Here is a 15,296-nt window from a genome sequence, read left to right on the forward strand (position 1 = left end):
TGCACCGTACGCCCGCGCACCGTCCGCACCGTACGCCCGCGCACCGTCCGCACCGTACGCCCTCGCACCGGTCGCCAAATGACGGAGTTCTGGCCGACTCAACCGGCGCACCCGTCCGACACGCCGTAGAACGGGCCCAACAGATGCACTATCTCCGTCGTTTGGTCGAAGACCTCAGCCGTGCCCGCGGAGCACGATCACTCACCTCCGCATCCGCTCGGCGAAGAAGTCCTCGGCGCAGGAACCCTCGGCTCAGAAGCCGGCGGAGGCGGCGTCGAGCGCGGCGACCTCGTCGGCCGTGAGCTCCAACCGCGCTCCGGCCAGCAGATCGGGCAGCTGCTCCACGGTGCGGGCACTCGCGATCGGCGCCGCGACCTCGGGCTTGCTGCGCAGCCACGCGAGCGCGACGCTCGCGATGGCGGTGCCGTGCGCCTCGGCGACCTCGGCGAGCGCCTCGACGACACCGAGCCCAGCCTCGTTCAGGTAGCCCTCGACCGCCCCGCCGCGGGCGGCACCCTCGAGATCGGCCTTCGTGCGGTACTTGCCGGCCAGGAACCCGCTCGCCAGCGCGAAGTACGGCAGCACGGAGAGTCCGAGCTCGCGTGCGACCGGGCCCAGCTCGGCCTCGTAGGCGGAACGGTGCACGAGGTTGTAGTGCGGCTGCAGCGCGACCGGCTTCGCCCATCCGTTCGCCTCGGCGACGTCGTTCCACTCGCGGATGCGCGCGGCGCTGTAGTTCGACACCGCGGTCCAGCGCACGAGGCCGTCCTCGACGAGCTGGTTGAAGGCGCCGACCGTCTCCTCGAGCGGCACCGACTCGTCGTCGAAGTGGGCCCAGTACAGGTCGATGCGATCGGTGCCGAGGCGCTGCAAAGAGGCCTCCGCGGCGGCGCGCACGTTGGTCGCGGCGAGGCCCTTGAAATCGGGGTGGGTGCTCACCTTGGTGGCGATCACGACGTCATCGCGCTTGCCGGAGGCGCGCAGCCACGAGCCGATGATGGTCTCGGACTCGCCGCCCGAGTTGCCGTCGATCCACGCCGAGTAGCCGTCGGCCGTGTCGATCAGGTTGCCGCCGTCGGCCGTGAAGGCGTCGAGCACGCGGTGGCTGCCCGCCTCGTCGGCGGTCCATCCGAAGACGTTGCCGCCGAGGGCGAGGGGAGGACGTCGAGGTCCGAGTTGCCGAGCTGCGTCATGCGCGGTCCTTTCGTTCGGGGTCGTCTCAACTCCAGCGCATCGGCGGCCGGGGTGCTCCGAACGTGACGCCGGATGTCAGCGGATGCTCAGCGCCAGTCCTCCTCGAGCCCCGCGAGCAGCACGCCGGTGATGTCCGCGAGCTGGTCCACCTGCTCCGGCGAGAGCCGGCCCAGCAGCCTGCGGCGCACCTCGGAGGCCTGCTTCGGCGCGGCGCGGCGGATCAGCTGCACGCCGTCGTGGGTGAGCGCGACGGTGACGACGCGCCGATCGCCCTCGCCGGGCATCCGCTCGACGAGGCCCTGGTCCTCGAGACGGCGCACCGCGTGGGTCAGCCGGCTCTGCGAGAAGCGCAGCTGCGCGGCGAGGTCGCTCATCCGGGCGCGCTGGTCGGGGCGCTCGAACAGCTTGACGAGGATGCCGTAGTACGCGTGCGGGATGCCGACCAGCTGCTGCAGCTGGCGGTCGAGCGTGGCCTCGAGCAGTTGCGCGGTGAGCACCAGGCCGCGCCAGGCGTCCGGCTCGCGAGACGTCGGGTTCTCGGGCATGCCGCCACGGTACCGCCGCGCCGCCGGGTTGCCGCCGTGGCCGCGCCGCCCCCATCCGCTCGACGCCAGCGGCTCGTGCGCCGGCGCCGCGCGCTCGTGGCGCCAGCGGCTCGTGCGCCGCAGCCGTCCGCTCGACGCCGGGTGGCCGGTGCACCGGTGCCGGTGTCGGACTCTGCGGTCGCCGCAGCCCGGCACCCTCGGAAGCGACACCGGAAGGCGGCCGCCGTGGGCGTTCGATCTCGATGCACGCGCAGCGGTGTCGAGTTCCGCGGCCGGAATCGCGCGGCGCCGCCGAAAGTGACACCGCAGCGCGCGGACCGCGACTGCGCCCGTGCGCCCGGGTTCGGAATAGTTGAGCGCTCAAGCATGTTGCGGAGACCATGAGCACCCAGGACCTCCTCGATCCGCGCACCAGCATGGGCCGCGTGACCCTGCTCGTCGAGAACCTCGACCGCATGACCGCCTACTACGAGCGCGGCGTCAACCTGGAGGTGCTCGAGCAGGGCGTCGCGCACACCGTGCTGGGCCGCGGCGGCGTCGCGAGCCTGCGTCTCGAGCACGCGCCCGCCCTCAAGCACGCGCCCCGCAGCGCGGCCGGGCTCTTCCACACCGCCGTGCTCTTCGCCACCGAGGCCGAGCTCGCGGCGGCCGTCTACTCCGTCGCCACGAAGTTCGGCCAGTCCTTCACCGGGTCGAGCGACCACCTGGTCAGCAAGGCCTTCTACTTCGACGATCCCGAGGGCAACGGGGTCGAGCTCTACTGGGACCGCCCGCGGGACGAGTGGCAGTGGGACGGCAGCCGGATCGCGATGGCGACCCTGCCGCTCGACCCCAACGGCTTCCTTCGCGAGCACCTCAGCGAGGTCGGCGCGAACGCCGCCGAGGGCGACGCGAGGGCGCTCGACGCGATCCGCGGCGGCCAGGCGCAGGTCGGCCACGTGCACCTCAAGGTCGGCGACATCGCCACCGCCGAGGCCTTCTACGTCGACGCCCTGGGCTTCGAGCGGATGACCCGCTTCGGCGACCAGGCCAGCTTCATCGCCGCCGGCCGGTACCACCACCACATCGGCATGAACACCTGGCAGAGCCGCGGCGCGGGCGACCGCACCCCGCCCTGGGCCTCGGCCAGGTGTCGATCCTGGTGCCGACCACCGAGGACGTGCTGGCGGTGGACGAGCGGATGCGCGCCCACGGCGTGCAGACCCGGCACGACGGCGAGACCCTCCGCTTCGACGATCCGTGGCGGAACCTCGTCACGGTCGCCGTCGCCGGCGTCGATCCCGCGGACAGCCCGCAGCCGCAGCCGCTGCCGCTGCCGACACCCTGACCCCCGCGCACGACGAGAGGCCCCCGCGCACGGCGGAGGGCCCGGGCATCGCCCGGGCCCTCCGCCGCACCTGCGCTCAGCTGAGCTCGCGCAGCAGCTCCACCGCCTCGTCGAAGTCGAGCTTCTGCCCCACCTCGACCGCGGTCGCGTAGACGGCGCCGTGCAGCACCACGTAGACCTTGCCGGCCTGCTCGACGAAGCCGCGCACACCATCGTCGGAGCCGAGGCGGTACACACCGGTCTCGAGCTTCTCCAGCAGCAGCTCGCCCTCGGGCGTGGTCCAGGCTGCGCTGCTCTGCGCCTCCTCGCGGACGTCCTTGCGACGGGGGCGGGGCGCCCTCGTGCGGACGGGTTCCAGAATGCTCGTCATCGTCGTACTCCCTTGCCCATCTCACCCCTGGGCGTCGTCGGGGACGCCATGAGACCGAACGATCGGGTGGCCTCGAGGGTGGCAATATGATGTGCCCGCGAACTGGGGGTTCCACTTCCTGGCAGGGGCCTCCCAGTGTCGGCAGCCGCCTTGCGCGGACCGTAGAGTCCCGCGGCACGTCTCGGGGCGGGTCGTGACGCTCGGACCGGGCGGCCTGATACCCCGCGCCCCGCTTGCGCAAAATGAGCCGTGCGTCCGATCCGGCCCGCATCCGCTCGCCTAGCGTGAGGGCATGACTTCGAAGCAGCAGACCCTCATCGTCGCGGGCGCGAGCGGCGACCTCGCCGAGCGCCTCCTCCTGCCCGGCCTGGCCTCGCTGCTGGAGCGCGACCGCGATCGCGACGGCGGGCGGCGCGTGCGCCTGATCGGCACCTCACGGCACGCGTGGGAGGAGGGGGCCTGGGCGTCGCTGCTCGAGCGCGCCAGCGAGAACGCGGGTCTGCCCAAGGGCCGCCTGCACGAGCTGCTCGAGCACGATGAGGCGCGCACCGCCGACCCGGCGAAGCCCGAGCAGCTGCGCGAACTGCTCGACGCCGTCGAGGGCGAGCCGGTGCTCTACCTGGCGCTGCCGCCGGGGGCGACCGCGAGCATCCTCGACGCCCTGCTCGAGGTCGGCCCGCCCGAGGACCTGCGCATCGTCGCCGAGAAGCCCTTCGGCGACTCGCTCGAGTCGGCACGCAGCCTGAACGAGCAGATCCTCAAGGTGGCGCCCGAGGAGCGGGTCTTCCGCGTCGACCACTTCCTCGGCATGGGTCCGGCGCTCGACGTGCTGCCGCTGCGCTTCGGCGGTCGCGCGCTCGAGGCGATCTGGAACGCCGAGCACATCGAGCGCGTCGAGATCGTCGACGACGAGTCGATCGCCCTCGAGGGCCGCGCCGACTTCTACGACAAGACCGGCGCCCTCGCCGACATGCACCAGAGCCACCTGCTGCAGCTGCTCGGCCTGGTCGCGATGGAGCGCCCGGAGCGGCTCGACGCCGACGGCCTGCGCGACGCGGTCATCGCCGCGCTCGACGCCGTCGGCTACCCGGGCGACGACCCGGCCGCGGCCAGCCGCCGTGGCCGCTACACGGCGGGCACGAGCAACGGCCGCGACATCCCCTCCTACGCCGACGAGGACGGGGTGGACGCCTCGCGCGGCACCGAGACCCTCGCCGAGCTCGAGGTCGAGGTGCGCACCGAGCGCTGGAAGGGCGTGCCGTTCGTGCTGCGCTCGGGCAAGGGCATCGGCAGCCCGAGCCGGCACATCGACCTGCTGCTGCGGGCGCCCGAACCGCTCGAGGGACTCGCGGAGGTGCGCCCCGGCCGCATCCGCATCAACCTGGGCGACGAGGGCGGCGTGCGCATCGGCGTCGCGCTGCACGGCGCGCCCGACCCGTTCGCACCCGTGGCCGCCGTCGCCGCGGCGGACCCCGCGGTGAGCCCGCTGCTGCCGTACGGCCAGGTGCTGGTGGCGGCGCTCGACGGCGACCTGCGCCTCAGCGTGCGTGCGGATGCGGCCGAGCGCTGCTGGGCGATCATCGAGCCGGTGCTCGAGGCCTTCCACTCCGGCGGGGTGCCGCTGCAGGAGTACCCGGCCGGCAGCGACGGCTTCGACGACAGCCTCGTCGTCACGGCCTAGCACCTCGTGCGGCCCGGTCGCCGCGGACCGGGGTGGCGCAAGCCGAGTCGGCGCAAGTCGAGTTGCCGCGAACCGAAGTTGGCGCGAGCCGAGTTGGCGCGAACCGCAGTTGCCGCAAACCGAGTTGCCGCGAACGGCTGCCACGAGCGACTCGATCCAGCCATTCGCGGCAACTCGATGCCTCCGGCGACGCGGGCGGGCGACGCGGGGCGGGGCGTCCGGCGCGGCGCGGGCGGGGCGGGCGGGCGCGCCGGCCGCCGGATAGACTGACCCCGTCCCGCCGCCCCTACCCCTTCTACGGAGCTCACCGGTGCCCACCATCGTCGTCGACGTCATGCCCAAGGCCGAACTGCTGGACCCCCAGGGCAAGGCCGTCGCAGGCGCCCTGGGCCGCCAGGGCTCGACCCGCTTCACGGATGTGCGCATCGGCAAGCGCTTCGAGCTGGCCGTCGACGGTCCGGCCGACGAGGCCGTGCTCGCCGAGGTGCGCGAGATCGCCGCGACCCTGCTCAGCAACGATGTGATCGAGGACGTCGTCGCGATCACGGTCGTGGACTGATCGCGATGCGCATCGGCGTCGTCACCTTCCCCGGCTCGCTCGACGACCGCGACGCGCAGCGCGCCGCGCGCATCGCCGGCGCCGAGGCCGTGCCGCTCTGGCACGGCGACCACGACCTGCAGGGCGTCGACGCGGTCGTGCTCCCCGGCGGCTTCAGCTACGGCGACTACCTGCGCGCGGGCGCCATCGCGGCCCGCGCCGCGATCATGACCGAGGTCGTCGCGGCCGCCGGCAAGGGCCTGCCCGTGCTCGGCATCTGCAACGGCTTCCAGATGCTCGTCGAGGCGCATCTGCTGCCCGGCGGCCTCATCCGCAACGCCCACCAGCAGTTCATCCGCCGCGACCAGGTGCTGCGCGTCGAGAACAACGGCACCGCGTGGACCTCCGGCTACGAGGCCGGCCAGGAGATCGTGATCCCGATGAAGAACGCCGACGGCAACTTCATCGCCGACGACGAGACGCTGAAGCGGATCGAGGGCGAGGGCCTGGTGGCCTTCCGCTACGCCGGCGGAGTCAACCCGAACGGTTCGCTCGCCGACATCGCCGGGCTCACCAACGAGCGCGGCAACGTCGTGGGCCTCATGCCGCACCCCGAGCATGCCGTCGAGGCGGGCTTCGGACCGGACACGGATGCGGCCATGAAGTCGGGCGTCGACGGCCTGGTGATGTTCCGCTCGGTGATCGAGCGCGCGCTGCAGCCCGCCTGATGCACCTCCTCAGCCCCAAGCAGGTCTTCCGCATCGTCTCGATCCTCGAGGCGATCACGTGGAGCGGCCTGCTCCTCGCCATGGGCCTGCGCTACCTCGCGCAGCAGGAGGTGCCGTTCTTCTTCGCGGTCGGCCTCGCCCACGGCTTCGTGTTCCTGGCCTTCGTCGTGGTCACCGTCATCGTCGGCCTCAACCAGCGCTGGGGTCTCGGCCGCATCGCGCTCGTCGCGCTCAGCGCGCTGCCGCCGTACGTGACGATCGTCGCCGACGTGCTGCTCGAGCGCCGCGGCATGCTCGCCGGGGGCTGGCGCACGGAGGCGACGGACGATCCGCGCGACGCGCATCCGCTCGACCGGTTCCTGCGCTGGTGGCTGGCGCGCCCGTGGCTGCTCGCGACCGTGGTCGTCGGCGGTGTCGTCGGCGTGACCGCCGCTCTGCTCGTGATCGGCCCGCCCGGAGGCTGAGCCGCTGCTCGGAGCCCGATGCGAGCGGATGCGGGCGGGCGCAGGATGAGGACCACCGCCACGAGGAGGTCCTCATGTCGTCGTCGACCGTCAAGGACAGGGACGCGCAGCCGCAGCTGAAGCGCGCGATCGGCCCGAAGCTGCTGCTGCTCTTCATCGTCGGGGACATCCTCGGCACGGGCGTCTACGCGCTGACCGGGCAGGTGGCCGCGGAGGTCGGCGGTGCCGCGTGGCTGCCCTTCCTCGTCGCCTTCGCCGTCGCGCTCATGACGGCCTTCTCGTACCTCGAGCTCGTGACGAAGTACCCGCAGACGGCGGGCGCGGCGCTCTACGTGCACAAGGCGTTCGGCGTCCACTTCGTCACCTTCCTCACCTGCTTCATCGTGATGTGCTCGGGCATCACGAGCGCCTCGACCGCTTCGCAGGCCTTCGCCGCCAACCTCGGCGTCGGCTTCGGGCTCGAGCTGCCGAACACCGCCGTGATGCTCATCGCGATGGGCTTCATGCTGCTGGTCATGGCGGTCAACTTCCGCGGCGTGAGCGAGAGCGTCGGGGCGAACGTCGTGCTCACCCTCGTGGAGCTCAGCGGTCTGGTGATGGTGATCCTCATCGGCTTCTGGGCGATCGCCGGCGGCGACGCGGATCTGTCGAGGGTCGTGCTCTTCGAGACACCCGGCGACAAGCACCTGCTGCTCGCGGTGAGCACCGCGACGAGCCTCGCGTTCTTCGCGATGGTCGGCTTCGAGGACAGCGTCAACATGGCCGAGGAGACGAAAGACCCGGTGAGGATCTTCCCGAAGGTCATGCTCACCGGCCTCGGTATCACCGCGGTGATCTACGTGCTCGTCTCGATCTGCGCGGTCGCGATCGTGCCGATCGGCGAGCTTGCGGACAACGAGACGCCGCTCGTCACGGTCGTCCAGACCGCCGCGCCCGGCTTCCCCATCGGGCAGATCCTGCCCTTCATCTCGATGTTCGCGGTCGCCAACTCGGCGCTCATCAACATGATGATGGCCTCGCGGCTGCTCTACGGCATGAGCCGCCAGGGCGTGCTGCCGGCGTTCCTCGGCAAGGTGCACCCGAAGCGGCAGAGCCCGTACACCGCCATCGTCTTCACCACGGCGCTGTCGCTCGCGCTCATCGCCTGGGTCTCGCTCTCGCCCGAGTCGCCCATCGTCGCGGTGCTCGGCGGCACCACCTCGCTGCTGCTGCTCAGCGTCTTCGCGGTGGTCAACATCGCGGTGCTCGTGCTGCGGCGCGACCGGGTCGACCACGCGCACTTCCGAGCCGGCCGCATCCTGCCGATCATCGGCGCCGTGGCGTGCCTCTGGCTCGTGCTGCCGGTCAGCTCGGGCCGCGGCGCCGAGCAGTACGCCCTCGCCGGCGGGCTGCTCGTGCTGGGCGTGCTGCTGTGGCTGGTCACCTTCATCGACAACCGGCGCCGCGGGGTCGTGGCATCGGAGTCGCCGGTGCGCTGACCGGGGCACCGGTCAGGCGGGCGGCTCATCGATCGACTTGAGGCGTTCCACCGCGATCTCGAGGTGGCGCACGAGGCACGCGGCGAGGGCATCGCCGTCGCCGGCGCGCAGCGCCGCGACCATGTCGCCGTGGTCGATGTCGGCCTGCTCCCGGCCGCCGAGCTGGTGGATGTTCCTGCGCGAATACGGCTGCGTGGCGGCCAGGAGCTCGGTGAGCACGGATGCAGTACGCGGCCGCTCCGCCAGTTCGTAGAGCGCCACATGGAAGTCGAAGTTGCGACGCATCCACTCGACGTCGTCGTCGAGCCGGCGCATCGCCTCGGCCTGCTGCTCGAGGCGATCGATCGACCGCTTGGTGCTGCCGTCGACCACCGCGGCGGCGATCGTCGGCTCGATCGCGATGCGCAGGGCGTAGATCTCGTCGAGATCGTCCTGGGACAGCGCACGCACGGTGGCGCCTTCACCGCCCCGGATGGTGACCACGCCGCGCGCTTCCAGCAGACGCAGCGCCTCCCGCACGGGATTGCGGCTCACGCCGAAGCGCTTGGCCAGGTCCTCCTGCACGAGACCGGCTCCGCTGGGGTACTCGCCGTCGCGGATGGCCTGTGCGATGCGGTCGGCGATGACGTCGGGTGTCACGGGCCCATCCTTCCACAGGGCTCCTCCCGACCCTCCTGTTGTCCGCATTGTCCGCAGTGCGTACACTGGCTCCGGCCGCTGCTCCCCGAATCGCGGGAACGAGCGCATCATCAAAGGAGATACCGCGTCATGACTGCATCCCGACGACCCCATTTCGCCTGGTTGGTCTTCGCGGCCGCCTGCGTCATCTCCTTCGTCGGCTTCGGCCTGACGGTCAACACGGCGAGCATCTACTGGGGCCCGCTCAGCGAGGAGCTGGGCGTCGACCTCGCCTCGATCTCGCTCATGAGCACCGTCTCGGGCGTCGCGGGCGCCATCGCCCTCGGCGTCGCCTCGCCGCTGTTCGAGCGCATCAACCTCAAGCTGTTCCTGTCGATCATGGTGGTGCTCACCGCGATCGCGTACTTCGTCTCGGCCGGCGCGGAGAGCGTCTACCTGCTCTACGGCGCGAACCTCGTGCTCGGCGTCACCAAGGCCGTCGCGATCATGCTCTCCGTGCCGATCCTGCTCGGCAACTGGTTCGAGAAGCACCTCGGCCTCGTCACCGGCATCGCCGGCGCGATGACCGCGGTCGGCGGCTCGGTGTTCAGCCCCATCGTCGGCGCGATCATCGCCGACCAGGGCTGGCGCCAGGCCTACATCATCACCGGCGTCATCGTGCTGGTCGCGCTCCTGCCCTTCACCTTCTTCGTCACCAAGCTCCGCCCCACCGGCGCGCAGCGCCCCTTCGGCTACGACCCCTCGCTCGAGACGACCTCCCAGTCGATCGCCTTCAGCGGGGTGTCCTTCCGCCGCGCAGTGCGCAGCGTGCCGTTCTTCGCCTTCCTCATCGCCGGCGTGCTGTTCCAGTTCGCCGGATCGCTCGTGCAGCATGTGCCGACCTACCTGACCAGCACCGGCATCGCGCTCACCGTCGCGGCGAGCATCTTCTCGCTGCTGCTGCTGGGCGCCTCGGTGGGCAAGTTCGTCATCGGCGCGGCGCTCGACCACCTGAGCCCGTTCGTCGCGATCGCGATCTTCACCGGCATAGCGATCTTCGGCTGGGGCGGCCTCTTCCTCTTCGCCGACCAGTTGCCGCTCTCGGTCGCCAGCTTCGCCAGCGGCATGGGCCAGGCGATCAACCTCACCGCCGTCGTCGTGCTCGTGCGCAACGCCTTCGGCGCCGCTGAGTACAGCAAGATCCTCGGCCCGCTGCTCATGGCCGGCTCGCTCGCCAACGCCGCCGGCGTGTACGTTCACGGGGTGATCGTCACCGGCACCGCGAGCTACGCGCCGTCGTTCGTCATCAACGTCGCCATCTTCATCGTCTGCTTCGGTCTGCTCGTCGTCGCGCTGCGCTCGGCCCGCCGCCTGCCCCGCGAGGTCGTCAAGGGCGATGCGAGCACCTCGGCTGCCGGCGAGGGGAGCTCGCCGAGGCGCAGCCGCGATGACCGCCGAGCGGCGCATCCCGCCTCGGGGCCTCCGCGTGGAGGGCGTCGATTCGTGGCTCGGCATCGAGTTCGCGACCTCGGAGCGCTTCGCAGGCCCGCGCCTGCTCGACCTCGATCTCGAGCCGCGGTACGACGTCTACGGCGCCGCGCCCTACCAGGTCGAGGACCCGAACCAGCCGCTCGGCGCAGCCCCGGCCGAGCGCAGCGGCTACCTCAACGTGTGGGCGCCGGCCGACCGCGACGAGGCTGCGCTGCCCGTCATCGTCAACGTGTACGGCGGCGGTTTCGAGCACGGCTCGGGCTCGAGCTGGGTCGCCGACGGCTCGTTGATCGCCGCGACCGGCCGTGCCGTCGTGGTCTCCTTCAACTACCGGGTCGGCGCGCTCGGCTTCCTCACCCTCGACCACCTCGGGCACCCCGCCGCGAGCAACCTCGGCCTGCGCGATGTCATCGCCGCGCTCGAGTGGGTGCGGCGCGAGATCGACCGCTTCGGGGGCGATGCGGATGCGGTGACCGTCGTCGGCGAGAGCGCCGGCGGCTTCCTCGCCACGGCTCTCGCGGCCGCGCCGGCGGCGCGCGGGCTCTTCGCCCGCCTCGCGATCTTCTCGGCGGGCGCCTCGCGCATCCTGCCGCTGGCGACCGCGCGCGCGATGGGCGACGGCATCCGGGCGGCGCTGGCGCCGGACGACCCAGCGCGACTGCTCGAGGTCGACGCCGCCGAGCTGGTCGCCGCGCAGGGCTCGGTGCTCGCCACCGACATCGGCGTGCGCAACGGCCCCGTGCCGCGCGCCTTCGGCGTCGTCGACGATCACGAGGCAAGCGACCCGGTGCTCTCGGGGCACCCCGCCCGAGCGGTGCGTGACGGCGCCCTCGCCCGCATCCCGCTGCTGGTGTCGTCGTTACAGGACGAGATCGCGCTCTTCCGCGAGATGGCCGCGGCCACCTTCGATCCAAGCGACGTCGAGGCGATCGTGCAGGAGGTCGTCTCCTGGGGCGTCGAGCCGGACCGCGCCCGCGGCATCGTCGACGAGGTCGCGCGCGAGCACCCCGGCACCGCCCCCGGCCCATTGCGCGCAGCGGTGCTCAGCGACTACATCTACCGGCTGCCGGCGGCGCGCCTGGCGTCGGCGCAGAGCGCTGCCGGCGGCACCGCCTACCTGCAGATGATCGGCACGGTCGACGGAGTGCCCGCCGGTCACGCGCTGGACGTTCCGGCCCTGATCGGCAAGCACTGGCCCGAGGCGACCCCGGCCGCGATCGCGCGCGACGAGCGCATCGCCGCCGCGCTGCTCGACTTCGCCACGCAGGGCGATCCGGGCTGGGCAGCCTGCCCGCCCGAGGCGAGCATCGCGAACGGCGTCGGCGAGCTGCGTCAGCCCGCCGGTGATGCCTACGCGGCCATCTTGCGTCGCTGGGACGGCGTGGAACGACCGTGAATCGAGACGAGCGCCCCGCCCCTCCGAGAGGGTCGGGGCGCTCATCCGCTCCGGCGCGCGGTCAGACCTTCGCGACCTCGATCTCGATGACGGCCCACGACAGGGCCGGCAGCTGCGCCGAGAGCTTCGACCCGTCGATCGCCACGTCGCGCAGCGGCACTAGGCCCACCGCATCCTGCGCGTCGAGGTCGTTGGCGGTGAAGCGGTCGCCGCCCTCGGGGATCGTGAGCACCTCGGCGCGGGTCACGCGCGAGCCCTCGAGGCCGCGCAGCTGCAGCTCGACCGCCTCGCTCGCCTCCTGCGAGCGGTTCGCGATGAACAGCGCCAGGCGTCCGTGCTCCTCGTCCCAGGTCGCCGCGGCGTCGATGAGCGGGGCGTCGCCGTGCTGCGCCGTGTCGTGCACCGGGGTGTCGACGGCGAGGCGCAGGATCTCGCCGCGGGCGAGCTCGGCGGTGCGGGCGAACGGCCAGAAGATCGTCTGACGCCAGGCCGGCCCGTTCTCCTCGCTGCGGATGGGCGCGATCACGTTGACGAGCTGGGCCTGATTGGCGATCTTGACGCGGTCGCCGTGGCGCAGCAGCGAGTTCAGGAAGGTGCCGACGACGACCGCATCCGTCACGTTGTAGCGGTCCTCGATGACCCGCGGATGCACCTGCCAGCCCTTCGAGACCTGGTGCGGCTGATCGTCGCTGTCGAGACCGCGCTGGTACCAGACGTTCCACTCGTCGAAGGAGATGTCGACGCGCTTGCGGTGCTTGCCCGCCGCCTTCACGGCGTCGACGGTCGAGACGACCTCCTCGATGAAGCGGTCCATGTCGACGGCGCTGGCGAGGAAGCTCGTCGCGTCGCCGTCGTGCTCCTGGTAGTAGGCGTGCATCGAGATGTAGTCGACCTCGCTGTACGCGTGGGTGAGCACCTCGTGCTCCCAGGCGCCGAAGGTGGGCATCGCGCGGTTCGAGCTGCCGACGGCGACGAGCTCGAGGCTGTCGTCGACGTAGCGCATGGCCTTCGCGGTCTCGAGGGCCAGGCGTCCGTACTCCGCGGCCGTCTTGTGTCCGATCTGCCACGGGCCGTCGAGCTCGTTGCCGAGGCACCAGAGCTTGATGTCGAAGGGGTCCTTCGCACCGTTGGCGATGCGGCGGTCGCTCAGCTCGGTGCCGCCGGGGTGGTTCGCGTACTCGACGAGCTCGCGGGCCGCGTCGACGCCGCGGGTGCCCAGGTTCACGGCCTCCATGACCTCGACGTCGGCGACGCGCGCCCAGTCGACGAACTCGTGCAGGCCGAAGGCGTTGGTCTCGATCGAGTGCCAGGCGCCGTCGAGGCGGCGGGGCCGGTTCGGGCCGACGCCGTCCTCCCAGTTGTAGCCGGAGACGAAGTTGCCGCCGGGATAGCGCACGACCGTCGCGCCGAGCTCCTTGGTGAGCGCGAGCACGTCCTTGCGGAAGCCGCGCTCGTCCGCCTCGGGGTGGCCTGGCTCGTAGATGCCGGTGTAGACGCAGCGGCCCATGTGCTCCACGAAGGAGCCGAAGAGGCGGCGCGGCACCTCCCCCAGCGTGAAGTCGCGGTCGGCGGTGATGCGGGTGGTCATGTCTCTCCTGATGCGTTGACGAGCGGATGGGGGTGGATGGCCGGGATCACGTGCCGCCGAAGCCGGTGGTCGCGATGCCCTTGATGATCTGGCGCTGGAAGAAGAGGAACAGCACGATGAGCGGCAGCGCGGCCAGGATCGACATCGCCATGTTCTCGGCGTACTGCACGCCGAAGGCGCTCTTGACGGTCTGCAGCCCGACCGGCAGCGTCATGAGGGTCGTGTCGTTGATGACGAGGAACGGCCAGAGGAAGTTGTTCCAGGCGCCGATGAACACGAAGATCGACACCGCCGCGAGGATCGGCCGCGACAGCGGCAGCACGATCGACCAGAACACCCGAAGCCGGCTGGCTCCGTCGACGCGGGCGGCCTCCTCGAGCTCCACCGGCAGCTGGTCGAAGAACTTCTTGAGGATGAACACCATCGCCGGCGCGATGACCTGCGGCAGGATCAGGCCCCAGTAGGTGTCGACCATGTTGAAGGCGAGCATCTGGTAGTAGAGCGGGATGATCAGCACCTGCGGCGGCACCATGATCGAGGCGATCGAGACGGCGTAGAGCCACGTGCGGCCGCGGAAGTCGAGCCGCGAGAAGGCGTAGGCGGCCATCGCGCTGGTGCCGACCGTGATGAGGGTGATCGCCACCGAGCTCAGCACGCTGTTGACCGCCCAGAGCGGCACGTTGCCCTCGGCGAGGAGCTTGGCGTACGCGGCGAAGGTGACCCCGCTCTCGCCGATCCAGCTCACGGGGGCGCTGCCCGCATCCGCCTCCGTCTGCAGCGAGGTGGCGACGGCCCAGGCGATCGGCAGCAGCCAGCTGACGGCCAGCACGACGAGCACGGCGAAGGCGGCGATGCGCCCGGCGCCGTAGCGCTTCTCCCCCGGCTTGCCGGGGCGGCGGATGGAGTCCCTCCGCGGGATCGCTACGGTCATCTCAGCTCCCCTTCCGGGCCGTGATGCGGAACTGCACGAGCGAGACGAGGAGCACGACGGCGAAGAAGATGTACGACACGGCGGAGGCGTAGCCGAACCTATAGCCGGTGAAGCCGGAGTCGAAGATGTACACGATCGCCGACTGCGTCGACGGCGTGACCACCTGGTTCATCATCTGGTAGATCTGGTCGAACACCTTGAGCGAGGCCAGCACCTGCAGGATCACGACCACGACGGTGGTCGGCGCGAGCTGCGGCAGCGTGATCGAGAAGAGCTGGCGCCACTTGCCCGCGCCGTCGAGCGAGGCCGCCTCGTAGTGCTGGTCGGGGATGCCCTGGATCGCGGCGATGTAGAGCAGGAAGTTGAAGCCGACGGTCCACCAGATCGTGGCGATCACGATCGACACCATCGACAGCGACGGGTCCTGCAGCCAGGGCTGCGCGGGCAGGCCGATGCCCGTGAGCACCGAGTTGATGGCGCCGAGCTGCGGGTTGAACAGCCAGATCCAGATGAGCGACACGACCGTGGAGGCCAGCAGGTACGGCATGAAGAACGCCAGCCGCCACAGCCACTTGCCGGGCAGCCCCTGCTCGACGAGCAGCGCCATCACGAGCGCGATGAGCACGAGCGGCACGGTCGAGAGCAGCGTGAACCAGAGCGTGTTGCCGATCGACTGCCACATCTCGGCCTCGGCGAAGGCCTCGAGGTAGTTGGCGAAGCCGACGAGGTCGCCGCCGGAGCCGGTGAGCGACTGGTCGGTGAAGCTCAGGTACAGGCCGTGGCCGATCGGCCAGAGCATGAAGACGGCGAAGAGCACGCCGAAGGGGGCGAAGAAGCCCCAGCCGGCGAGGCCGTCGCGGCGCCTGGGCCGTCTCGGCGCGGGCTTGCCGGGTGCCGGCGCCGTGGCCGGCGGGCGCTGCGTTGCGGTGGTGGTCATCCGAGGCTCC

Annotated in this window: 12 protein-coding genes and 3 pseudogenes; 8 read left to right on the forward strand and 7 right to left on the reverse strand. The window is 71.3% G+C overall.

Annotated features, from left to right (window positions below):
- Positions 1–252: 252 nt before the first annotated feature.
- Positions 253–1,193, reverse strand: a pseudogene (locus tag QQK26_RS09960) (aldo/keto reductase).
- An 87-nt stretch (positions 1,194–1,280) separates the two neighbouring features.
- A complete protein-coding gene (locus QQK26_RS09965; RefSeq protein WP_284232278.1) occupies positions 1,281–1,739 on the reverse strand; it encodes a MarR family winged helix-turn-helix transcriptional regulator in 459 nt (152 codons plus the stop codon).
- Between the two features lie 416 nt (positions 1,740–2,155).
- On the opposite strand from QQK26_RS09965, the pseudogene QQK26_RS09970 reads away from it, so the two are divergent.
- A pseudogene (locus QQK26_RS09970) lies at positions 2,156–3,066 on the forward strand (VOC family protein).
- Positions 3,067–3,142: 76 nt separating this feature from the next.
- Here the strand turns inward: QQK26_RS09970 and QQK26_RS09975 are convergent.
- Positions 3,143–3,436 (reverse strand): hypothetical protein, encoded by a 294-nt coding sequence (locus QQK26_RS09975; RefSeq protein ID WP_284232280.1) that lies wholly within the window; start codon positions 3,434–3,436, stop codon positions 3,143–3,145.
- 292 nt (positions 3,437–3,728) lie between these two features.
- Between QQK26_RS09975 and QQK26_RS09980 the strand changes: the two genes are divergently transcribed.
- From QQK26_RS09980 to QQK26_RS10000, 5 genes are all read left to right on the forward strand, one after another.
- Positions 3,729–5,117, forward strand: coding sequence for a glucose-6-phosphate dehydrogenase (locus QQK26_RS09980; protein ID WP_284232282.1), 1,389 nt, complete (start codon positions 3,729–3,731; stop codon positions 5,115–5,117).
- A 310-nt stretch (positions 5,118–5,427) separates the two neighbouring features.
- Positions 5,428–5,676 carry a phosphoribosylformylglycinamidine synthase subunit PurS gene (gene purS, locus QQK26_RS09985; RefSeq protein WP_284232284.1) on the forward strand — a complete coding sequence of 83 codons (249 nt, stop codon included), beginning with the start codon at positions 5,428–5,430 and terminating at the stop codon, positions 5,674–5,676.
- On the forward strand, positions 5,676–6,383 hold the full coding sequence (gene purQ, locus QQK26_RS09990) for a phosphoribosylformylglycinamidine synthase subunit PurQ (protein WP_284234549.1): 708 nt from the start codon (positions 5,676–5,678) through the stop codon (positions 6,381–6,383). The genes purS and purQ overlap by 1 nt, the downstream gene beginning before the upstream one ends.
- The gene (locus tag QQK26_RS09995; protein WP_284232286.1) at positions 6,383–6,847 is read left to right on the forward strand and encodes a DUF3817 domain-containing protein; all 465 of its coding nucleotides are present in this window, start codon (positions 6,383–6,385) and stop codon (positions 6,845–6,847) included. The genes purQ and QQK26_RS09995 overlap by 1 nt, the downstream gene beginning before the upstream one ends.
- Positions 6,848–6,921: 74 nt before the next feature.
- Entirely contained in the window at positions 6,922–8,325 is a 1,404-nt protein-coding gene (locus QQK26_RS10000) for an APC family permease (RefSeq protein ID WP_284232288.1), read from the forward strand.
- A 12-nt stretch (positions 8,326–8,337) separates the two neighbouring features.
- On the opposite strand, the gene QQK26_RS10005 is transcribed toward QQK26_RS10000, so the two are convergent.
- Positions 8,338–9,117: a GntR family transcriptional regulator gene (locus QQK26_RS10005; RefSeq protein WP_348520050.1), complete on the reverse strand. Its 780-nt coding sequence runs from the start codon at positions 9,115–9,117 to the stop codon at positions 8,338–8,340.
- Here QQK26_RS10005 and QQK26_RS10010 point away from each other — a divergent pair.
- Together QQK26_RS10010 and QQK26_RS10015 are read left to right on the forward strand one after the other, a co-directional pair.
- Positions 9,094–9,975, forward strand: a pseudogene (locus tag QQK26_RS10010) (MFS transporter); the annotation flags it as partial. The gene QQK26_RS10005 and the pseudogene QQK26_RS10010 sit on opposite strands and share 24 nt — an antisense overlap.
- Before the next feature lie 415 nt (positions 9,976–10,390).
- Entirely contained in the window at positions 10,391–11,830 is a 1,440-nt protein-coding gene (locus QQK26_RS10015) for a carboxylesterase family protein (protein WP_284232290.1), read from the forward strand.
- A 61-nt stretch (positions 11,831–11,891) separates the two neighbouring features.
- Here the strand turns inward: QQK26_RS10015 and arfA are convergent, their stop codons facing one another.
- Genes arfA through QQK26_RS10030 form a run of 3 tightly spaced genes read right to left on the reverse strand, consistent with a single transcriptional unit; the run spans position 11,892 to position 15,286 of the window.
- A complete protein-coding gene (arfA, locus tag QQK26_RS10020) occupies positions 11,892–13,418 on the reverse strand; it encodes an arabinosylfuranosidase ArfA (protein WP_284232292.1) in 1,527 nt (508 codons plus the stop codon).
- A gap of 46 nt (positions 13,419–13,464) precedes the next feature.
- The gene (locus QQK26_RS10025) at positions 13,465–14,349 is read right to left on the reverse strand and encodes a carbohydrate ABC transporter permease (RefSeq protein WP_284232294.1); all 885 of its coding nucleotides are present in this window, start codon (positions 14,347–14,349) and stop codon (positions 13,465–13,467) included.
- A 1-nt stretch (position 14,350) separates the two neighbouring features.
- Positions 14,351–15,286, reverse strand: a complete 936-nt coding sequence (locus QQK26_RS10030) for a carbohydrate ABC transporter permease (RefSeq protein ID WP_284232296.1) — start codon at positions 15,284–15,286, stop codon at positions 14,351–14,353.
- Positions 15,287–15,296: the final 10 nt, after the last annotated feature.

Source organism: Arenivirga flava (assembly GCF_030161575.1).
In the GTDB taxonomy this organism is placed as follows: domain Bacteria; phylum Actinomycetota; class Actinomycetes; order Actinomycetales; family Microbacteriaceae; genus Arenivirga; species Arenivirga flava.

Bases quoted from the DNA above. Each gene is read 5' to 3' on its own strand.
- QQK26_RS09965 (WP_284232278.1), bottom strand. From the start codon at position 1,739: ATGCCCGAGAACCCGACGTCTCGCGAGCCGGACGCCTGGCGCGGCCTG.
- QQK26_RS09975 (WP_284232280.1), bottom strand. From the start codon at position 3,436: ATGACGAGCATTCTGGAACCCGTCCGCACGAGGGCGCCCCGCCCCCGT.
- QQK26_RS09980 (WP_284232282.1), top strand. From the start codon at position 3,729: ATGACTTCGAAGCAGCAGACCCTCATCGTCGCGGGCGCGAGCGGCGAC.
- QQK26_RS09995 (WP_284232286.1), top strand. From the start codon at position 6,383: ATGCACCTCCTCAGCCCCAAGCAGGTCTTCCGCATCGTCTCGATCCTC.
- QQK26_RS10000 (WP_284232288.1), top strand. From the start codon at position 6,922: ATGTCGTCGTCGACCGTCAAGGACAGGGACGCGCAGCCGCAGCTGAAG.
- QQK26_RS10005 (WP_348520050.1), bottom strand. From the start codon at position 9,117: ATGGGGTCGTCGGGATGCAGTCATGACGCGGTATCTCCTTTGATGATG.
- QQK26_RS10015 (WP_284232290.1), top strand. From the start codon at position 10,391: ATGACCGCCGAGCGGCGCATCCCGCCTCGGGGCCTCCGCGTGGAGGGC.
- arfA (WP_284232292.1), bottom strand. From the start codon at position 13,418: ATGACCACCCGCATCACCGCCGACCGCGACTTCACGCTGGGGGAGGTG.
- QQK26_RS10025 (WP_284232294.1), bottom strand. From the start codon at position 14,349: ATGACCGTAGCGATCCCGCGGAGGGACTCCATCCGCCGCCCCGGCAAG.
- QQK26_RS10030 (WP_284232296.1), bottom strand. From the start codon at position 15,286: ATGACCACCACCGCAACGCAGCGCCCGCCGGCCACGGCGCCGGCACCC.